This is a genomic window from Microcystis sp. CS-574 (assembly GCF_028329095.1).
GTDB classification, from domain to species: Bacteria; Cyanobacteriota; Cyanobacteriia; order Cyanobacteriales; family Microcystaceae; genus Microcystis; species Microcystis ichthyoblabe_A.
On the sequence record NZ_JAQMSY010000228.1, the window covers coordinates 18,588 to 39,078 of the forward strand.

The 20,491-nt window shown below is 40.6% G+C and carries 15 protein-coding genes and 1 pseudogene; 6 read left to right on the forward strand and 10 right to left on the reverse strand.

Annotated elements, in window-relative coordinates; translation table 11 throughout:
- The first annotated feature begins 164 nt into the window (after positions 1-164).
- The 4 genes from PN470_RS18610 (at position 165) to PN470_RS18625 (ending at position 3,839) form a co-directional block, all read left to right on the forward strand.
- On the forward strand, positions 165-473 hold the full coding sequence (locus tag PN470_RS18610; RefSeq protein WP_002735547.1) for a DUF6679 family protein: 309 nt from the start codon (positions 165-167) through the stop codon (positions 471-473).
- 159 nt (positions 474-632) lie between these two features.
- A complete protein-coding gene (locus PN470_RS18615; protein WP_002735338.1) occupies positions 633-1,094 on the forward strand; it encodes a cupredoxin domain-containing protein in 462 nt (153 codons plus the stop codon).
- Positions 1,091-2,176: a calcium/proton exchanger gene (gene cax, locus PN470_RS18620; RefSeq protein WP_002735957.1), complete on the forward strand. Its 1,086-nt coding sequence runs from the start codon at positions 1,091-1,093 to the stop codon at positions 2,174-2,176. The genes PN470_RS18615 and cax overlap by 4 nt, the downstream gene beginning before the upstream one ends.
- A gap of 43 nt (positions 2,177-2,219) precedes the next feature.
- The gene (locus tag PN470_RS18625; protein ID WP_271935930.1) at positions 2,220-3,839 is read left to right on the forward strand and encodes a S8 family serine peptidase; all 1,620 of its coding nucleotides are present in this window, start codon (positions 2,220-2,222) and stop codon (positions 3,837-3,839) included.
- Between the two features lie 165 nt (positions 3,840-4,004).
- On the opposite strand, the gene PN470_RS18630 is transcribed toward PN470_RS18625, so the two are convergent.
- From PN470_RS18630 to PN470_RS18665, 8 genes and pseudogenes are all read right to left on the reverse strand, one after another.
- The gene (locus PN470_RS18630) at positions 4,005-7,067 is read right to left on the reverse strand and encodes a patatin-like protein (protein WP_272104926.1); all 3,063 of its coding nucleotides are present in this window, start codon (positions 7,065-7,067) and stop codon (positions 4,005-4,007) included.
- A 241-nt stretch (positions 7,068-7,308) separates the two neighbouring features.
- Positions 7,309-7,539 (reverse strand): annotated as a pseudogene (gene lepB, locus PN470_RS18635) (signal peptidase I); the annotation flags it as partial.
- Positions 7,515-8,795 carry a DNA cytosine methyltransferase gene (locus PN470_RS18640; protein WP_272104927.1) on the reverse strand — a complete coding sequence of 427 codons (1,281 nt, stop codon included), beginning with the start codon at positions 8,793-8,795 and terminating at the stop codon, positions 7,515-7,517. The pseudogene lepB and the gene PN470_RS18640, both read right to left, overlap by 25 nt.
- 85 nt (positions 8,796-8,880) lie before the next feature.
- Entirely contained in the window at positions 8,881-9,519 is a 639-nt protein-coding gene (locus PN470_RS18645) for a HEPN domain-containing protein (protein WP_272104928.1), read from the reverse strand.
- Positions 9,520-9,533: 14 nt separating this feature from the next.
- The gene (locus PN470_RS18650; protein ID WP_272104929.1) at positions 9,534-10,772 is read right to left on the reverse strand and encodes a DUF262 domain-containing protein; all 1,239 of its coding nucleotides are present in this window, start codon (positions 10,770-10,772) and stop codon (positions 9,534-9,536) included.
- An 88-nt stretch (positions 10,773-10,860) separates the two neighbouring features.
- Positions 10,861-12,486 carry a glutamine-hydrolyzing GMP synthase gene (guaA, locus tag PN470_RS18655; RefSeq protein ID WP_271935938.1) on the reverse strand — a complete coding sequence of 542 codons (1,626 nt, stop codon included), beginning with the start codon at positions 12,484-12,486 and terminating at the stop codon, positions 10,861-10,863.
- A 140-nt stretch (positions 12,487-12,626) separates the two neighbouring features.
- Positions 12,627-13,754, reverse strand: coding sequence for a cobalt-precorrin-5B (C(1))-methyltransferase CbiD (gene cbiD / locus PN470_RS18660; RefSeq protein WP_103112630.1), 1,128 nt, complete (start codon positions 13,752-13,754; stop codon positions 12,627-12,629).
- A 524-nt stretch (positions 13,755-14,278) separates the two neighbouring features.
- Positions 14,279-16,516, reverse strand: a complete 2,238-nt coding sequence (locus tag PN470_RS18665; RefSeq protein ID WP_271935940.1) for a sensor histidine kinase — start codon at positions 16,514-16,516, stop codon at positions 14,279-14,281.
- A 303-nt stretch (positions 16,517-16,819) separates the two neighbouring features.
- On the opposite strand from PN470_RS18665, the gene PN470_RS18670 reads away from it, so the two are divergent.
- Both PN470_RS18670 and PN470_RS18675 read left to right on the forward strand, forming a co-directional pair.
- Positions 16,820-17,452 (forward strand): response regulator, encoded by a 633-nt coding sequence (locus tag PN470_RS18670; protein ID WP_002737320.1) that lies wholly within the window; start codon positions 16,820-16,822, stop codon positions 17,450-17,452.
- A 119-nt stretch (positions 17,453-17,571) separates the two neighbouring features.
- Positions 17,572-18,324, forward strand: a complete 753-nt coding sequence (locus PN470_RS18675) for a Uma2 family endonuclease (protein WP_271935942.1) — start codon at positions 17,572-17,574, stop codon at positions 18,322-18,324.
- 78 nt (positions 18,325-18,402) lie between these two features.
- Here PN470_RS18675 and PN470_RS18680 read toward each other — a convergent pair whose 3' ends face one another.
- The gene (locus tag PN470_RS18680; RefSeq protein WP_271935944.1) at positions 18,403-19,467 is read right to left on the reverse strand and encodes a pentapeptide repeat-containing protein; all 1,065 of its coding nucleotides are present in this window, start codon (positions 19,465-19,467) and stop codon (positions 18,403-18,405) included.
- 125 nt (positions 19,468-19,592) lie between these two features.
- Entirely contained in the window at positions 19,593-20,486 is an 894-nt protein-coding gene (locus PN470_RS18685) for a ferritin-like domain-containing protein (protein ID WP_271935946.1), read from the reverse strand.
- Positions 20,487-20,491: the final 5 nt, after the last annotated feature.

Sequence of the window (20,491 nt, forward strand, 5' to 3'; positions counted from 1 at the left end):
TCCCAAACTGGAAACCTGACTTTCCTTTCCCATTCTTGCCACTACTAGCGGAATTTTTCTCCTTTTTGTGTTACCCACGGGAATTCTTGAGCTATTGCTGAGATTGGCATTTTTTCACTTCCCGTTAGTTGAATTCAACAAAAGAAGCTGTTTAGGAGCAATTTATGTTACACCGCAAGATTTATCAATTCTGTATGGATGGTCAGGAAGTCTGCATTTTCTTGCGCGATCAGCAAAGATGGATCGATAATGCTCGTATTATCGATCTAGAAAGCGATCTCGTCACCATTCGCTACGAAACAGAAGAAGAAGACGAGATTAGTTCTTGGGAAGAAATGGTGCGTTTAGAAAGTATCGGTGCGGTGAGCAGAAAACTGGCCTCCGTGTCGCGGACGAATCCTGATATTAATGTCTCGGAAGATTGTCCGGAAGCAGAACAACTTTATCCCCATTCTCCCGATAGCTTAGATTAATTTTGTCGATTTAAATTACAGTGGCTAGAAGTCCCGAGGTTTGAACAGTGGCCAAGGGACTTTGAGGGAATGGAAGGGAAGAGAGCCGCTAAGAATCGCCACTTGTTCTAAAATTATCGTCAAAGCCGCCAGATTTTCTCTATAAGCTGCAGGAGCAAAATGAATTCTAATCCCTACTTCCCTGTCCAGGATATCTATCAAAAATTTGTGGCAGTAGTAATAGTTTTAATTAGTTGTTGGTTAGTGACTTTTCCCGCCTTCGCTGCATCCGCCCCTCTAGAAGTTAAAATTAGTCTAGGCTCCGGGCAAGGAGAATTAAAATTCTTTCCTAGTCAATTAGACTTTATTGCCGGACAAAAATACAAATTAATCCTCGATAATCCCAGTCCTACTAAACATTATTTTACCGCTAAAGACTTCGCTGATGCTAGTTGGACCCAGAAAGTTGAAGCGGGAAAAGTGGAGATTAAAGGGGCAATTCACGAACTAGAATTAAAACCTAATGCACAGGCGGAATGGGTGATAGTTCCTCTCAAAACTGGTAAGTATAAATTAATCTGTACTATTCCGGGTCATGCCGAAGCGGGAATGGTGGGAGAAATTGCCATTAATAACCCATGAATTTAAGAAAAATTGTCTCCTTTGCTTTCCTATTATTTATTCCCCTATCGGTGGTCGCTAGTCGTCTTAATTGGGGAGATCAAGCTATTTTTATTACTGCCGCTTTATCGATCATTCCCCTGTCAATTTGGTTAAGTACGTCTGTGGAAAGAGTTGCCGTAGTAACCGGGCCAACTTTGGGAGGATTAGTTAATGCTATCTTTGGCAATACTACCACTTTAGTTATTGCCTTAATTGCCCTAAAAAAAGGCTTGGTGGACATCGTACAAGCCAGTATTACTGGCAGTATTCTCAGCGATTTATTATTATTTATGGGCATGGGAATGCTCACGGGAGGAATTCGCTACAAAGAGCAGGAATTTAAACCGATTTTAGCGCGGGTAAATGGTTCTTCCATGACTTTAGCAGTAATAGCGATCGCTTTACCAACTTTGGTAATATATACTTCTAACGTGGTGGAAGTTGCCGATATTCTCAGTCTTTCCCTAGTCACCGCCACGGTTTTATTAATAGTTTACGGGTTAACTTTATTATTTTCCCTGAAAACCCATAGCTATCTCTACGAAGTGGGATTAAGTAATGAAAATACCCCCGACAATCAGGTTAGTGAGGAAGAAAAAGCTCAAGTCTGGATTTGGTTACTTGTGCTGCTTACTTCCACCGTAGCTGTAGCCTATGAGTCGGATTTATTTGTTGATGTAGTGGAATCGGTGATGGAAGGATTTAATCTCACTCCTCTCTTTATCGGGGTGATTTTTATTCCTTTAATTAGCGATGTTTCTGGAATAGTTACCGTCACTCAATTAGCCCTAAAAAATCAGATGGATTTAACGGTTTCCGTGGCTATGGGTGATAGTTTATTGGTGGCTTTATTCGTGGCACCTTTATTAGTTTTTATCGGTCAATTTTGGCAGCAGCCGATGGATTTAAATTTTAATCCCTTTAACGTGGTGGCTTTAATTGTAGCGGTGGTTGTCACTAATTTAATCAGCTTTACCGGTCGTTCCAATTGGTTAGATGGAACCCTATTACTAGCCACCTATTTAATCTTGGCAGTAGCTTTTTATTACCATCCCACCTAGCCAAAAAAGAGATTTGGGTATTTTCTGAGATTTCTGTCTTAGAATGGATCGGTATCACCTTACTGCCGCAGGATTGCTGATGATGAAAAGAGGGTTTTGGTTTGTCGTCGGGTTAGTAGTAACGATAATTCTGCTTCCTTCCCTAGTTCTTTCTAATTCCATCGGTGAACAGGGAATTTATGCCGATCGCCTGCGGGCGGAACCCTATAATTTATTAGGGCGAAAAATTGCCATCGGTCAAGTGGAAATCGGACGACCGGCTCAGTTCGGTTATGATAAAGTGGCGGCTTGGCAGCCTCCCTATAAATTAGCTGGTGTTTTTTTTCGCGATCAAATTGCCAAACCCAACACCTATCTAGATAATCACGCCGCTATGGTGGCAACGGTGATGGTCAGTGATGATAAAAAAATCCCCGGAGTGGCCCCAAAAGCGAGATTATATTCGGGGGCGGTGGGTTCTTTGCGACGCGGTGGACAACCGGAAGAATGTCTTACCAGTCAAAATATTGCCCGACAAAATAGCGGTGATGTGCGAGCAATTAACTTTAGTTTTGGGGAATCTTTGCAAAGAGATCAGCGACAGGAACCAAAATTAGATGGTCAAGCTTTATTAACTCAATGTGTTGATTGGTCATCGCGAGTTGATGATGTTCTTTATGTAATTGCAGGTAATCAAGGTAAGGGAGGAATTCCCATTCCCACCGATCATTTTAACGGCATTACTACCGCCTATACAGCCAAAAGAGAAGGAAAATTTACTAAAGTTGATTTTGCTAATATTAGTGCTTTGCCGGTGGGTATTGGTCGCAGTTTAATTAAACGGGAAATTAATGATGGTTTGCGGCGGTCAATTAATTTAGTTGCCCCCGGCAATAAAATAGAGCTTTATGACCTCAAAGGTAAATTAAATACTGTTAGTGGCACCAGTTTCGCCGCCCCTCATATTACGGCATCCGTGGCACTTTTACAAGAATACGGCGATCAACAAATTAATCAAAAAAATCCCCATTGGAGTCTCGATTCTCGTCATCATCAAGTGATGAAGGCAGTGATGCTTAATGCTGCCGATAAAATTAAAGATACGGGGGATGGGTTACGGTTAGGTATGAGACGGACAGTCTTAACTAAAGACCAAAAAACTTGGTTAGAGTCCGATGCTTATAAAGATCCGAAAATTCCTTTAGATATGCAGATGGGGACGGGACATCTTAACACTTTTCGCGCCTACCAACAGTTTAGTAATGGTCAATGGTCGGCCGCAGAATCTATTCCTGCTATTGGTTGGGATTACGCTACAGTTACCGCTAATGGTTATCAAGATTATGCCCTAGAGAATCCCTTAAAAGCTAATAGTTTTGTTTCGATAACTTTAGCTTGGGATCGTTTGGTAGAATTAATCGATACTAATCGTAATAATCTCTATGATATCGATGAAAGTTTCCAGGATCGCGGCCTGAATAATTTAGATGTTTATCTTTTACCTGCTCAGGAGGATAATAATGCTAAATACACCTGTGCTTCCCTGAGTGATAGTGATAGTTTAGAGCATATTTTTTGTCCTGTCCCCATCTCTGGAAACTATAAAATTCGGGTTCAATATCGTCAACAAGTTAACGAAAAAGAACAAGCTTTTGCTCTCGCTTGGTGGACGGTTCCCGAATAATAAAAATGATAGTAAGTGAGTAAGTGAGTAAGTGAGGAGAGGCGCTCATGCAAGAGGCAAAAGACAAAACGGAGAATAAATAATCAGTTCTCTGTTAAACCAGATTCTCTCCCCCATGGCAACCCCTACAGGACCTTGATTTTTCTTTGGCACAGTTTCCAGGGGTTATTTAGAGGTTCTCCCGAATAATAGTCCCAATAAGCTTTTTATTATCCAGAGTAATGCTAAGGTTGCAATGGTCAACACAGCCCATCTTGGTAATACATTTAGTAGATAGGCTATTACTCCAAATCCAATAATAAAAAGAAGCAATGATTTCAAGGCAGAGATGAGGGGAGAGGCTTGTGTTTTATAGCTGCTTGGACTACTTCTTTGGGACAGGAAATAGTATATATTCAGAATTTGTTTGAGAAGCTGATAAGATTGAAGTCTAAGCAGTCGTTTACCAGTCTTACTAGATTCTATGATATAACTCAAAATTATCGCTGACCGAGTGCCTAAACTTTTGAGAATATTAGAAGGTATATCTTTCACTATTGTTTCTGAACCAACTCCATATTCACCCAGGAAGTATTCTTTTTCTTTCCCTTTTAAATCTTCCAGGAAACGTTGAGCAAGTTTTGCAGCAGCTAAGGGAGTTACTGCTTTGTCAAAATAGCCACCAACATATTTGTAGTTTGACTCAGGAGTTGGGTCAATTTTTTGTTGATTCCATTCCAATTGTTCAGAAATTGCGTCTTTAAATACATTCCCTAAATTTTCCTTAAGAATAGCACTATGTCCTAAATTGACAAGCTTATTTAGGAATTCTTCTAATTTTGCTTTGGCAAGGGTTGTATTAGGTTGAGCAAGTTTAATTAAGTCTTGAATTAGCTCATCTTTTTCTGTTTGTGTTTCTGTGGGAAAAGATTCATCAACAAGTCGCTTGACATATTCTTGAATTTTCTCTTCCTGAGTTCCTGAGAATTGTTCTAGTTTAATTTGGCGACTTACAACTCCAGAGAAGGCTTTTAAGGATTCTGAAGTTAATAACCCATCAACAATACGGTTGACTCCATCTAACCGTCCCCAAAGTATATCATTAGAACGCCAAGATTTCTTAAAAAAGCCTCCAAAAGCACGAAATTGATCTCCAGCTAATTTTTCTTCAAGTCCCTTATCTTTGCCAAATCCTTTATCAGCATCATTGGGAGAAATACGAACAAGTTTAATTGGACTGTTGTTTTGGACATCGGACAAATATTGATAGGGATATATTACTTGATCAATTAGCTGAAATTTCTCAAATTTGCCAATTGCTGGTTCTACATTCTCCGATTGTTCAGTTAACAACTTCCCAGAAGCTTGTTCTATTTTTTCTAAGATGGTTTCACCTTTGGTTATAGTTAATGCTTCCCAATCTTGATCTAGAGCTACATCTTTAACCTTCTTCCGTAATTGTCCCCGGATAAAATTGATTTTGTCAAAATCTAGCTCTTTGAGATTTTCTACGGTAACATCGGCTAAATCTTGACTATCTAAGATAAGACGCAACAACGTTAATAGATAATCATAGATTTTTTTGCGCTTCAAATTTACAGATTCTTGATTATTGTCCTCTTCCTCTTCTGTAATGAGTTGATAAAATTTTTGGCGAACAGGTTCGGATTTTATCACTTCTTTGACAAACCGATCAATCACTTTGAGCAGCTCTAGCAGCCAAGTGATTTTATTGGCTAAATTTTTTAACTCTGTATATTTGGTAATATCATCTGTATCTTTGGTAATAGCATCAGACATCAGAGAGGAAATTTGGGACAAGAGAAAGTCATGTTTTCTAATAGCATATTGAAGATCTAGATTTTCAACATCTTGAGCTAGGGAGTTTAAAGTTTCCTCTCGCTTTTTAATTTCCCCAGAATTACTAATAAATTCGGTCAATAAACTGGCACTTTTTTCTAATAGTTCTTCCTGTTCTTGTTCTTTGCCCAAGAAATATTGATTGTCAAAAATTACGGAGAGAACACTATCTCTTAAACCGACTAAACGACACCTCCAATAACGATTTTTGGCTTCTGTTGTTTGTTCAGATACTTCTTCATCAACACTCTTTAACAATAAATTATAGCTGCGAATTTTGTTGTTAATATCTTTGATTTGTTGCAGATCTTTGCCAATACTTTCATATCTGGGTAAACTGATTAGAGAACCTGTGATGACTTCCCAAACAGTAGGTTGCTCCATTTCTTTAAATTTGGTACTGTCAACAAAGCTTTCCGGATTGGGATCGAGATAAAATAATTGACGATTGACGGGACGATCTGCTGTACGATAATAAATGGCTTCAGTGGTATAACTAAAAGGACGATTATCTAGAACTCCCCCATCAACAAAATAGATTTTATATCCCTCTTTTGGAGGTTCTTGCGGAAGGATACGATTTCTCAGAAGTTTTCCCCATTCTTGTAGTTTGTTATCTACCTTATTATCAGACTTAATTGCGACAGGTACTACGGGAAAAGCCAGGGGAAAACAAGAGGTGATTCGACAGAGTTTAGCTAAGGCTTGTTGAGTATCTTTATCTGTCGTAGAAAAAGGATCTCCAAAATCTTGATCTTCTCGATATTTAAGCTGAAAAACGCAACGATTATCTTTGATTTCGATGACTTTTCCAGTGTTGTCAAAGGTTTTATAGATTCTTCCTAAAACATCAGTGCCAGTGATAAACAAATCTAATTCGTTAAACTCTGAATACCATTCTCCATCAGGAGCAGATTGTTGGTTATTTCCAGCTTTTTCAAAAGCTTTAAAAAGTTCTTCCTGATAGTATCCCTCGCCGTTTAAAAGAGAATTAACACCTTTTTGATTATTTTCTTTTTTGATCGGACGCAGTAATTTATTTATATCTCCACTTTCTCGCCAAATATCTCCAAATTCCTTAAAGTCAACTACAATTTTTTCGTAGCTATTAGCAACTGCATAGCTCAAGAGAACTCCATTAATTCCTCCCGCTGAAGTTCCCGATACAATATCAACAACAATATCTGAATCTGTCAGTGCTTTAATTAATTTATAAATTCCCCGACCCCTTGTTGCGTTATAAAATTCTCGACAAACACCATTCATATAAACTGCTAGAGAAACCCCACCATAAAGCACTAATCCTAAGCGAGTTTCCTTACGAAAATCTGGTTTTTTCAAGCAAGTGGCTGACGAAGATTGTGTGTTTTGACCAGGTGTTGCAGTCATAGCAAGTCTCCACGGTTATTTGGCGTTCTAAAAGAGACAGATACAGTTGGGAGTCGTTTGTGGCGGTTGTGGCGGTTTTTGCGATCAGGGTTGGGACGCTCTACCACATTTCCCAATATAAAAGGATACACACCACCCCGCCACAAACGTTGTATCCTACACTATATTTTAATAAATCTTTACATTTATCCTGGTATTTGAGGTTGCCGGAAAACAGAAGTCAGAAGTTAGATTAGAACCATTAAACCCAGCTAAAGCGATGCAGTGGGAAAAAGCGAAAAACTACATTGCCAATCACGTTATTGACTGGTAAAAATCCCCAGATATGGGAATCGTTGCTATTATTACGATTATCTCCCATGACAAATAATTCACCAGAAGGAACCTGAATTAACGGCAAATTATAGCGCGGTGCTTCTGAAAGAAATACTCTTTGATTGGTATAATTTAAATACCGAACAGCCTCTGAGAGACACCTCGTTTTCTTTTCGGGATAACATCGTCAGAGATTCCCCAATAATTTGATGCTTGAGACATATTATATAGCAATAAGTCTTCGGGCATTTTTTCTAAAATAACTCGGTTGAGATTAGCGGTATTGATATTCATTGCTCCCATCACAGAAGAGCCAAGTTCTTTCGATAATAGCGGAATAACCGCGTTACCAATCTCACGAAAACCATGCCATATTGTGCGGTGAAACTGAAACCAATCGGGGAATGTATGTAATCTGGCGGCTTCTCGTACAGTAATACAACGAGGAATAGAATAGTGAATGGGTCTAGGAGCAGTATAGGCCCCTTTGTCACTATTAGTTCCAGCCCGGAGAGTGTTACATAAACCAGTAGGAGAAAGCTTGAAAAAGCGACTTTTTGGTTCCACTGTACCCGGTTCGGTTACGATAAATCTATCAATTGATCTTTGGGTATGAACTGAGCCTATATGTCCATAGATTTTTGTATCTACTGTTCTTTGATGGCAAAGTTTAAAAATATCTTTTGGCTGCACTGAATATTTTTTTCTCTTACCACTATAATCTAATTTTGATGCGAGTATGCCTAAATCAGTATCGATAAAAGCCGGTATTAATTCTAAATCTGAAATCGCATCATAGACGCTGGTAAAAGCTGATTTTTTGGCTGAGTTCAAATCGACGGTCTTGGCTAAGGGATATTTAGCCATCGTCACGTCTTTTCGACTACCAATTAAGATTAATCTTCTGCGCTTTTGTGGGGCCCCGTATTCACTGGCATCAAGGATTTTAATTGGCTGATTAATTGTATAGCCAATAGCTTCAAATTCAGAAATTAACTCCTCTAAAAATTGTTTGTGTTTACCCGTAGCCATGCCGGGGACATTTTCAAAGATAAAATACTTGGGTTTAATTTCTGCTACAATCCGCAGATATTCAAATACAAGAGAATTTCTAGGATCATCTATTTGTCGTTTACCAATCAGTGAAAAACCTTGGCAGGGGGGACCGCCAGCAATTAAACTAACATCGGTGGCATAGCCTTTTAGTTTTAATAATTCCCATATTTCTCTACTTGTTACTTTGGCTATATCCCGGCAAATAGTTTGACAATAGGGAAAGTTAAAATGATGAACCAAGGAATGGACTGCATCAAACTCCACCGCTACAGCAATATCAAATCCCGCCGCTTCTAGACCAAGGGACATCCCACCGCAGCCGGCAAATAAATCGATCGCAATTGGTCTATGTTTCACTTTGATGATTAGCTCTCTATTGTCTGCCTTTTATTATACTGTATTTCTGATATAATTAACAATTTAAGTTTTATTAAGAGTGCAATTACTTGAGCAAGTTAGTAATCAATTGATCGACTTTCTCTAATTCTTGAATAATTTGTTTAACTCTCTCTAATTCGTCGGCAGGGTTAGGCGTTTTTTTCGTTTTTATTCCCGAAGAATGAGCGATTTCACCGCGTTCTTCTCCAAAAGTATCCATATTTAGTAACCAAACTTTATCTAAGTCATCACTATCGATGCCGATTGGTAAGAGTAATTTTAATAGGTTAGTTTCTTTAATCCCATGATTTTGATCGATAACTGATTTAAAACATCTAATCGCTATGTCAATTTTTTTAGTTATTTTTAGTTTATCTTCAGGCAGATTTTTCTTACCTTTAAGAGGAGTAAGGGTGTCGGGAGGAGCTTCCATTTCTTGACCAGAAAAAGCGATTACACATAACAAAACTCCACTAGCTTTACCTTGATTATCCCAAATTTTTTTTGCTGTCAGTACGGTATCCCAAACTCGATCTTCAAGATAAGATTCAATCTCAGCATGAGCAAAAACTCGATAGGCAAAAGTTAAAGCTAATTGTCTTTCAGAATAGTCATTGATCTCGCTGAATTTACGAGGTAGGAATTGTTTTTTTAGTCGATTCAATTCTTTGGTTAGTTGTCTAAATCTCAGAGATTTCGGCATAGTAAAAAAACTAACTATCTTAACCCCTTAAAAATAATACGGTTATCTTCCATCTGAGGAATATTGAAGTTAATATCTAATACTTTTGATAAAGCTTGACCCCATAAATGAAAACGATTGTAAGTTGCTCTAATACTTTTAGTAGTTTTTTCTACTGAGTTCCTAAATTCATTGTCAGGGTTAGATAATAATTCTTTAAAAGCATTTTCTATCTGTTCTTTGTTTTTCTCGGCAGCTGCTCTAATTAGATCATCGCAAAAGTAAAAAACCATCACATCTAAAATTGCTCGATTGAACTGACTTCGATAAGTTGCCGATTCAGGCAGCCAGAGACGGTAAAAGTTTTTCTCTCCAAAAATATTAATCGTTGTCTGGACAGCTTTTTCAAATTGATCAACAACATTGATAATTTCATCTGAGCGTTTTTCCCATTCTTGATTGAAATTTTGACAGGTTTTATCTAGAAGCATCTGAACATCACCGCGATAATCAGATAAATAATAATGAAAAGCTACATAACGCAATAATATATCAGTGTCGCGCATCCGGAAATCGGGATAGGAAGATTTAAATATTTTCTTTAATGCTTGACTTTCGATCGCTCGATCATCTAAAAAATTAATAAAACCTCCTGGGTGTAATGCTTGTCTTAATTCTTGAGAAGACAAAGGGGTATTTTCCACATTGAGACGCAGAAAAATTTTATGGAGGAAACTCTCCGTTTTCCAATTACGGATAACAATCGTGCGGATAGTTTGATTATCCAGTTGGTCTAAGAAATCATTTAAATTGAAGTCATTTTTTAGATCTTGATATTGGCAGCCATTGAGATCATCTAAAAATTCTAAATCTTTTAAAGTAAAACTATTATTAGGTGTGTCACTGTCACCATAAAACTGTAAAATTGTTAGTAGGCGTTGTTTGCCATCAAGAACGATAAATTTACCTTTTTCCTTGTTATTAGTAGCTAAGACAATCTGTGGGACTGGAAACCCTAGAATTAGGGATTCAATAAATCGACTTTTACGAGTAATATTCCAAGCATCTCGTCTTTGAAAGCGCGGATTGAGTTGAATATTTTCTCGAATTAATTGATCGCGGATCGTTGCGGTAGTCCAATCACTGCTGGCAACAACAGTGTCGGAGATTTCTTTGAGTTGTAGCTTTTTTTGGTTTGCTGATTCTCCTGCAATATCTTCTTCTCCGGCAAAATCCACCGCTTCTATTTCTTCCCACATCTCTAACTGTGCCATGGTAGTAATTAATCTCCTCAATTGTCTATTCTGCAAAAATCCCGCCCCAATATTTGGACGGGACTAATAATCAATCAATAATTCAATACTACTCCCATTCTATAGTTCCGGGGGGCTTAGAAGTAATATCATAAACCACGCGGTTAACTCCCTTAACTTCATTGACAATGCGATTAGAAATTGTCTCCAATAAATCATAGGGAACCCGGGACCAATCGGCAGTCATTCCGTCTTCACTGCTGACTAAACGTAGGACAATAGGATAAGCGTAGGTACGTTGATCTCCCATTACTCCCACACTGCGGACAGGCAATAAAACCGCGAAAGCTTGCCAGAAATCGTGATACATTCCCTGCTTATTAATCTCGTCGCGCACCACCCAATCTGCATCGCGCAAAATATTTAATTTATCTGCGGTGACTTCCCCTAAAATGCGAATCGCTAAACCAGGGCCGGGGAAAGGTTGACGACGAACAATTTCTTCCGGAAGACCGATTGATCGACCTAATTTTCTCACCTCATCCTTAAATAATTTTCGCAGGGGTTCGACTAATTTAAACCGGAGATTTTTCGGCAGTCCACCAACGTTATGATGACTTTTAATTTTAACCGCGACTCTTTCCCCGGTTTTGGGATCCACATTACTATCGGCCGATTCAATCACATCGGGATATAAAGTTCCTTGGGCCAGATAATCAAAGGGTCCCAAACGATTCGATTCTTCTTCAAACACCTGAATAAATTCATGGCCGATACGACGGCGCTTTTCTTCGGGATCGGTGACACCGGCCACTTGCGCTAAAAATCGCTTTCTAGCGTTGACATACTGGACTCCGATATGGAATTGCTCGTTAAATATCTGCATTAATCGTTCGGGTTCACCCTTACGCATGAATCCCTGATCGATAAACATACAGGTTAGTTGATCACCGATCGCTCGATGCAAGAGGAATGCTAAGGTAGAGGAGTCCACACCGCCGGATAAAGCCAATAAAACTCGCTTATCGCCCACTTTTGCCCTAATTTCTCGGATCGATTCCTCGACAAAAGCTTCCGTGGTCCAAGTGGGTTCGCATTTGCAGATATGATAGACGAAATTGCGAATTAAGGCGATTCCTCCCACAGAATGGACAACTTCCGGGTGAAACTGCACTCCAAAGAGTTTTTTCTCGTGATCGGCAATGGCCGCACAATCGGTATTATCGGTATGAGCGAGAATTTCAAAACCCGATGGCAATTCCACGCAGGAATCCCCGTGACTCATCCAAGCGGTGGAACCGTCCTCGACATTGGTTAATAAATCGGTAGGATCGTTGATAAATAGGGATGCTTTGCCGTATTCGGCCCGTTTTGCCCGTTCTACCCTGCCCCCTAACTGCTGTACCATCAATTGCATCCCGTAGCAAACTCCGAGGATGGGTACACCTAAATTCCAAATTTCTGGATCACAGTGAGGCGCTCCAGGATCATAAACGGAATTGGGACCGCCCGAAAGAATTATTCCTTTCGGGTTGATTTGGGCCAATTGTTCGGCACTGGTACGATAGGAGAGAACTTCGGAGTAAACGTTCGTTTCCCGGATTCTGCGGGCGATTAATTCAGAATACTGGGAGCCAAAGTCAAGAATGATGATTATTTGACGATTAAGGCTATTAGTGAAGGACTCTGAGGGCAAAGTCTCTTGGGGGGTGGGAAGGGGGGTTTGAGTTGTCACTACGATCAAGAAAAGAAACTGGCAGGAAAAGGTTAAAGATTTGTAAACTAAATCGGCTATTGTTCTGAAAATAAGCTACAATGGTGTGGCCTTATTAGTTTCATTTTTTAAGACTAAATATTCCCACGATCATAGCACAGTCACTGGGGAGTAACTGGTAGATTTTGCAAAAATTTAAGGCCATTTTCGCTTTTGCTGATCAAAGAACGAGAGCGATCGAATAAAATACAACCGACCCCAAGATGACCGTTACTGTGGTTATAAACGTATTCTTGGCAACGGCGATCGATAGTATTAGCCATTTCTCCATAGATGCGTTCCACCCAATTATCTCCCGTTTGCCGGTCTAATTGACGCAGATACTCCAGACCGTTTTCGCTGGTGCTACTGTCAAAAATTTGCTGGAGATGGGGGGTAGCTAAACCCATTTTAGCGGCGTAGGCGGTAAGAATTTCCCGACGACCATCGGCGAGATGATGGTGAGTCTGAAAGATTCCCCCGGCAAGTTTAATTAATTTACCATGATAACCAAACAAAAGAATTTCAGAGATTCCCTGTAATTGTGCCTCTAATAACATCGGCCCGATCCAATTGGCTGTTTTTACCAAAATATCAGGATTAATACCCATTTGAGGGGCTAAATCTAAGCCATTTTCCCCGATACAAAACACCAAGCGATCAAAACGAAGGGATAAATTTTTTAATTGCTCGCGAAAGATTTCTAACTGTCCGGGGGCGCTGAGAGGTTGGGAAATGCCGGTGGTACCCAACAAAGATAATCCCTCTACCACCCCAAAAGCGGCGTTAGAAGTCCTTGTGGCCAGTTTTTTGCCTTCTGGCAGGATAATCGTCACTTTGATGCTTTCTTGGGGCAGTAACAGGGGTCTGAGGTTTTCTTGCAGCAGACGCTGGGCATAACTATAAATAGCTGATTTTCCGCCATTATCAATCTGTAGGCCGATTCCTGCGCCGCCTTGAATCTCTATCTCTTGATTACCTGTTTTTCTTTCTACTAACGCCCATATAGGGGTATTTCTAGTTAAATCTAAATTGTCCCCCGGATCGCTGCGGGTGATAGCTAGGGCAGCCTCGGGGTTAAGTTGGGCAACTTGTTCGATGGCAATTGTAACGGTTTCTGGCGGTTCTAAAAGATTAAAAGTAACGGAATTTAGCTCATTTTCGCCGTGGAGATGCTGGAGAGATGCGATCGCACTGGCACAGGCAAAAACCGGCAAAGTGTAACCGGAACGGGGTGGGGAGATAGACATGAATAGGGTCGATAGCCAATCAAATTAGCCGTGATCTGATTATAGAACTAGGGGGCAACCGCTGCTATTTTTGATGATTGTTTGACATCCTCACCACCGGGGGTGAGCGCATCTCAAACGCTATTGACAATTGGCCAATTTTGTGATCCTTGTGAGAATTTCAAGGGATACTAGCAATCAGAATAGTTACAAACTCGACCTATTTGGTCGATTGTTGCTTAACAATTGAGATGGCAAATTCGGCTCTTCTAGGTTCTGTGTGATAAGTTTAATTGACATAGGATCGATCGATCTTTGTGTTCTTTGTGTCTTTGTGGTTCGTTCCACCCCCTCGCTCTTGAGAAATGTATCTTAGAATACATTTTACCCACCAAAGCTGGGAGAGCCCAAATTCTCCTCAAATATGCCTTAATTGTCGGTAGGCAACCCACATAAAATGGCTAATTCAAGTCTGAATTGGCGATTCTATATACCCCAGAGTCCCAGAAGAGCGATAAGCAGAATCATCTCGATCCCGTTACAAATCACTGATTACTGTTGACTAACTCCTGCTTAATTACTCTAGAATTTTGATGAGCAAGGGGTAAAGTAAACCAAAACTGTGAACCAACCCGCGGGGTACTTTTTACTCCAATTCTCCCAGAGTGAGCCTCGATAATTTGCCGACATTGGTAGGAACCTAAACCAATCCCCGTTAGGTGTTGATTATGAAGATTTCTTACATATAAATGGAAAAGATGTTGACATTGTTCCTCATCCATGCCAATGCCATTATCGCTTAAAGTGCAGTAGAGCATATCTTGGTCAATACGAGCATCTAAAGCTAATTGAATTGGTGAAGGATTATGTTTCAAGGCATTATTTAATAATTGTTCAAAAACACTTCTTAGCTGATAAGGATCGGCATCAATAGCGGGTAAGTTATCGGGGAGAAGATTAATAAAAGTAGCTTGGTATAAATCAAAATCTTTTTGCCAATCTTTCAGCCAAATTTCCACCTGTTCTTTTAAAAATAGAGGTTGACGATGCAAGATTAAAGGCCGTTCTTCAGCAAAATGATTTTCTGATAAAGCATTAATTAAAGTTAATTGTCGATCGCAACTACGCACCACCTGATCGAGCATTGCTCGCGAGATAGTTACTTTTTCTGTTTGCCGACACTGGAAATTTTTTAATAACATCACTAATCCCATAATCGAAGTGCGTAGATCGTGGGATACTGCCTGTAAAAAAACCGTTTTCATTTCGTATAAACGCTGAATTTCCCGGACTTTTTCTCGCAGTTCCAGGGTTCTAGCTGCCACTTCCTGTTCTAAATTATTATTCAAGCTTTGCACCCTCTGATATAGTTGCGCTTGGCCGATAGCGATACAAACTTGGGTGGCTAACTGTTCTAATAATTTGACCTCGCTTTTTTGCCAATGACGGGGATGGGAATATTGATGGACAACTAAAGCACCTAAATGTTGATTATTAACCGTTAGAGGTAAAACTAAAGAGGATTTAACTTGCAGGTATTCGTAATAACCCTTGAGAGTGGGCAGCGTTTGCACCTTAGCGGTATTATCAGCAATAATTAACTTATCTAAAGAAAATAATTGTCCCAATTCTTCCAGTAATTCTGGTTCGGGAAACCAACCCATCAGCGAGGGAATCTCGGGACGACGGGACTCAGCGATTACCTTAGACCAACCCCGCTCTTGACAGTGACCGATATAGACTTGATCGGCATCGAGAAAATTTCTGATTTCCCCAACAATGGTATTTAAAACTTGATCTATATCTAAAGATTGATGGACTTTTAAAGCAACTTGTGTGACTAAATGTTCTCGTTCTAAAGTTTCATTTAAAGCTCGATCGATCTGTTGTCTTTCGGTAATCGCCGCCGATAAAAACAGAGAAGTTGACATGACAATGACCAAAAAGATTTGTAAGATCAGGACACCTCTGGTATGGTCGGGGGCTTGTAGGATAAAAGGACTGATTCCCCCGACCAATCCCATCAAAGCTAAAATAGATACTAAAAAATTGGCTATTACCGCTCCCCAGGTCTGAAAACGCATAGCAGCCCAAACCACAAAAGGAAAAGGCAGATATTCGAGGTACTGCACCATACTCCAATCGGGGTTAAGAAAATCCTGTTGACCACCAAAAACCACGAAAGTCACCACCGTTAGCAAACTCATACAAAGTAATGCCTCGCCAAGGCGTTGGGGTTGCCGGGGTTCCCGCAGGGAGTGACGATTGAAGCAAAAACGCAACAGCAGCGGCGTGGTCATTAAGATCCCTGTACTATCTCCGAGCCAGATCATGCCCCAAGACTGTCCAAATTGCCGCCAATCCCAAGTATTTAGCCAACTACGGGCAAAAGTATCGATAGTGGCATTAACTGCCGAGGCCAATAAGGCCGCTAAAAATACCAGTAAGAGAATATCGCGAATACGCTGTAAAGTGGCGGAAAATCTCAGATAATGCAGGAATTGCGCCCCTAACAGAGCCGATACACTGCTACCGATCGCCGAAAATAGAGCTATGGGCCAACTGGCCCCTAAAAAGAAGGTTAGAAGCAAATCCCCGATAAAAACGCCTAAAACTAGCCTTTTTCCCCCTAAAAAAACAGCAGTTAAGCCAATACCAGCACTCATCCAAATTGGGGCAGGTCGCGACCCTAAATTTAAGCAGAGATAGCCTAGCCAACCAACACCCAGATAAGCTAGGGCAACAAGCACAATTTTAGACCGATCTGATGAAATCCGCAGCATTTTCAGTTATCAGTTATCAGTTATCAGTTATCAGTTATCAGTTATCAGTTATCAGTTATCAGTTATCAGGTTTAAGTTTTAAGTTATTAGGTTTAAGTTTTCAGTTATTAGGTTTAAGTTTTCAATTTTCAATAAATTTAGTATCTTTCACTGGTCACTGGTCACTGGTCACTGGTTACTGGTCACTGGTTACTGAATCACTGAATCACTGTTAATCTCTCTCCAGATTGCCTAAACTAGGAGTAGTTCTGCTTCATGCAGATGGGTGAAAACCGTACATTTTCCCGTTAGGAATCAAAGATCATGCGGATTTTAATTGTTGAAGACGATCCTTTAATGCAGTTAGGTTTAGAACAAGCGCTCGGTGAACAGCCAGATTTTGAGATCGTCGGTCAAGCTAGTGATGGTCTGGCGGGGGTACAATTAGCCCTATCCCTACGGCCAGATTTAGTGGTCATGGACATCGGTTTACCCCGTCTCGATGGCATTGCGGCAACTAAACAGATTAAGGAGGGTTTAGCTAATGTTCATGTGGTTATGCTCACTTCCCACACTCTGCAACAGGAAGTGATCGCAGCTCTGGCCAGTGGCGCTGATGCCTATTGTATCAAGGGAGCGAGTCTCGATCGCCTTTTGGCCGCCATTGAAGCAGCTAAGGACGGGGCCACCTATTTAGACCCTCAAATTGCCCGTTTAGTCATGGATAATCTCAAACCGCCGGCAGTGCAACCTAATCCCAATCTAGCACTTTTATCGGAGCGAGAAATGGAGGTTTTAAAGTTAATTGTTGAGGGCAAAAGTAACGCTGAAATCGCCGAACAACTTTATTTAAGCACCAATACGATTAAAACCCATGTGCGGGGAATTATGAATAAATTGGCCGTGGACGACCGAGTACAAGCGGCCGTAATTGCCCTGCGATCTGGTATTGTTTAAGGGAAAAATGACGATTTACCCACAGGAATATTCTACCTCAATTGCTACTGCTACAATTGCTCAAAAAATCCCTTCAATGATTTATAATAAGTTGTTGACCTATCTCTGTTGGACTAACCATGACTATCGCTGAAAGCTTACCCCTAGTGGAGTCCCATGTAAACCCTGAGATAATCTTCCCAGAAGGCGAATTTTGGAGTGATGAACCACCCTTGGAAAGTAACCTACATCTACAACAAATTATTTTATTAATTCAGTGTTTAGAATGGTGGTGGTGCGAGCGAGAAGATTATTTTGCCGCCGGCAATTTAACCATTTATTACAGTCCCAACCAGAAAAAGTCAGAATTCTTCCGTGGTCCGGATTTTTTCGTCGTTTTGGGGACAAATCCCAACCCCAACCGCAGAAGTTGGGTAATTTGGCGAGAAGAGGGCAAATATCCCAATTTAATTATCGAAATTCTCTCCGATAGTACCGCCAAAGTTGACCGAGAGGAGAAAAAACAAATTTATCAGGATATATTTCGCACTCCCGATTATTTTTGGTTTGACCCAGAAAGCTTAGAATTTCAGGGATTTACCCTAATTAGCGGTCAATATCAACCGATTACCCCCAATCCCCAGGGATGGCTCTGGAGTCAACAATTAGGCTTATATTTGGGTTTATCTGCCAATAAATTGCGCTATTTTACCTCCGAAGGCGAATTAGTACCCACTCCCGCAGAAGCGGCACAACAGGCAGAAAATCGGGTTTTAGAGGCAGAAAATCGGGTTTTAGAGGCAGAAAACCAAGTCGAGCAAGAAAAGCAAAAAGCGGCGAAATTAGCGGCTAAACTGCGGGAATTAGGGATAGATACCGAGGAAAATCTCTAATCTCCTTTTGTTATTTAATAACGCTATTTTCGGTGAAAGGTGAGGGTATTTGGTGTCATTTAGAGGCTGAATAGTTGACTAATCGCAGAAAGCTCCGCGCAAGCGTAAATTTTCCCGCAATTCCTCGGTCATACCCACGTTATCGGCAAACTTTGCCCCCTTCACTTTTGCCCCGCTAAAATTCGCTTGAGTGATGTTGACTTCAACCAAATTAGCTCCTTCTAAATTGGAGCCAATTAAATTAGCTAAAGCCAAACTAGAACGGTAAAAATCAGCATAACTTAAATCGGCATTAGCTAATAAGGCTCCGCTTAAATCTGCTCCCTTAAAATTAGCATGACTGCCATTAATTTCGCTTAAATCAGCATCGGTTAAATTGGCCCCCCGCAGATTCGCTTGATAGAGATTGGCCATGCCTAAAGATATACCACTTAATTCCGCTGCCAGGAGATTTGCCCCAGTAAAATCCCTTAGGGGATCGAGTTCAGCTAATTGGGTCAGTTCGAGAAAATCATCACTAACAGCAGCATAAATTCCCTCGATTTGTGTCTGCAATTTCTCTAAATTTTCTGATGCTGCCGGTTGCGGTTCAACTAGAACATTATCTAATTCCACCTGCGATGATCCCAAAGAAATACGACTCAAAAAAGCATCAAATTGATTTTCCATTAGGAAAAATGCTAACTTTCGCTCTAAAATACTATGTTTATTGGGACTTAGATCGTGTTTCCATAATCCCGATGTTTCCGTGATACAGATATCCGCAGCTGTCAGGGAAAATTGCACCGTCAGATGATAAGGTTCTTCCTCCACACTGACGGTTCCTAGGTTAATCCTTTCGAGCGCTCCTGTAAATATTGACTGAGGACCTTTGAAAGATAACCGCCATTGATAATTATTAATACGATTTATGTATAACTCTTGACTAGAAAGAGGATTTTGTGTTAGGTGACAATTAACTAAAAGAAAATCTAATTTTCCTCCTTTTAGTCCCCATTTGATTTCCCCGCCAAGGAGAGATTGAATTTGAGCTTGTAGGTGTAAAGTTAAATATAAATCAAATTTTTGCGAGTCGGTGGCTACTGGTTCTAGGGTTAACGATACACTATCGGGGTAGCGATCAAAGGCAGCTAAAAGACGCATAATCTAAAAAAGAAAAGTCAAAATAAACAGTAAAAAAGTGGTGTTTCTCTGGCTCCAAAGCCGAGAACTCACCCCTATTTAAAACAATAGCTGATTTTCTCGATCCTTTGAAAATCAAGATTAAATTAGTTGACTTTCTCTTTTTTGCCGATATTGCCGTCCGCATTAAAAAACATCGACAAAAAGCGTTCCATAAACATTTGTGGATCACGATTCCAGGCTTTTTGAGCCGCTTCTACCCGGAATAATTGCAATTTCGGGTCGAGAAGGGTTTGGGGTAAACGTTCCATCAGATATTGAGGACGTTCCCAGAGTGGCATAGTGGCGGCGATGTCCATTAAATGACCGAAGCGGCGCAATTCTGCCCCCAGGGTGATATCCATACCCGATTCATAGGCGGCCTGTTCGATCGCTGAGTATTTGGCCTTAGCTTTTTCGACTTTTTGCCGATGTTCGGGGCTTTTTTGGGCAATTTTGGCTAACCAACGATTGCCCCAACGCACATGACCTGCTTCTTCAGGAAAGATTTTGGCGATCGTTTCCTGAATTTTCAGATTTTCCGGGGTTTGTTCCCCTGCTTTGAGAGCATAAATATGGGCGGCAAAGTATTCGCATCCCCGTTTTTCCGTGACGTTAATTGCCGCTAGGGCCGCAATCAGTCCATCTTCCCTTTGTTCTTCACCTTGGAATTGATCTTGATCGAGAAGACGTTCAAATTCATCAATATAGGACAACCCCGGCGGTTTCCCCACATCGGCCCCCAATTCGATTAATAAATCGGTTAACCAGTAGGCATGGCGGGCCTCATCGGCGACGTGACGGGAAAGCTCCTGGATCAGTTCTTTCGGTTGTCCGTCTAGGGTTTCGATCAGTTCGGTCAGGTCTTTACAGCTACGTTGTTCGTTGTAGCGGTAACGGTTGAGGGTGACAAGATGAATTTCGCGATCGCTAATAACACGCTTCATGATGTCGCGAGCGCTCATCGTCTTCTTGAATTTACGAGGGTAAGCAACGGTCATGATTT

Coding starts and splice junctions, on each gene's coding strand:
- PN470_RS18650 (WP_272104929.1), bottom strand. CDS start 10,772: ATGGCACAGTTAGAGATGTGGGAAGAAATAGAAGCGGTGGATTTTGCC.
- cbiD (WP_103112630.1), bottom strand. CDS start 13,754: ATGTCTATCTCCCCACCCCGTTCCGGTTACACTTTGCCGGTTTTTGCC.
- PN470_RS18675 (WP_271935942.1), top strand. CDS start 17,572: ATGACTATCGCTGAAAGCTTACCCCTAGTGGAGTCCCATGTAAACCCT.
- PN470_RS18665 (WP_271935940.1), bottom strand. CDS start 16,516: ATGCTGCGGATTTCATCAGATCGGTCTAAAATTGTGCTTGTTGCCCTA.
- PN470_RS18680 (WP_271935944.1), bottom strand. CDS start 19,467: ATGCGTCTTTTAGCTGCCTTTGATCGCTACCCCGATAGTGTATCGTTA.
- PN470_RS18645 (WP_272104928.1), bottom strand. CDS start 9,519: ATGCCGAAATCTCTGAGATTTAGACAACTAACCAAAGAATTGAATCGA.
- PN470_RS18625 (WP_271935930.1), top strand. CDS start 2,220: ATGGATCGGTATCACCTTACTGCCGCAGGATTGCTGATGATGAAAAGA.
- cax (WP_002735957.1), top strand. CDS start 1,091: ATGAATTTAAGAAAAATTGTCTCCTTTGCTTTCCTATTATTTATTCCC.
- PN470_RS18630 (WP_272104926.1), bottom strand. CDS start 7,067: ATGACTGCAACACCTGGTCAAAACACACAATCTTCGTCAGCCACTTGC.
- PN470_RS18615 (WP_002735338.1), top strand. CDS start 633: ATGAATTCTAATCCCTACTTCCCTGTCCAGGATATCTATCAAAAATTT.
- PN470_RS18685 (WP_271935946.1), bottom strand. CDS start 20,486: ATGACCGTTGCTTACCCTCGTAAATTCAAGAAGACGATGAGCGCTCGC.
- PN470_RS18610 (WP_002735547.1), top strand. CDS start 165: ATGTTACACCGCAAGATTTATCAATTCTGTATGGATGGTCAGGAAGTC.
- PN470_RS18670 (WP_002737320.1), top strand. CDS start 16,820: ATGCGGATTTTAATTGTTGAAGACGATCCTTTAATGCAGTTAGGTTTA.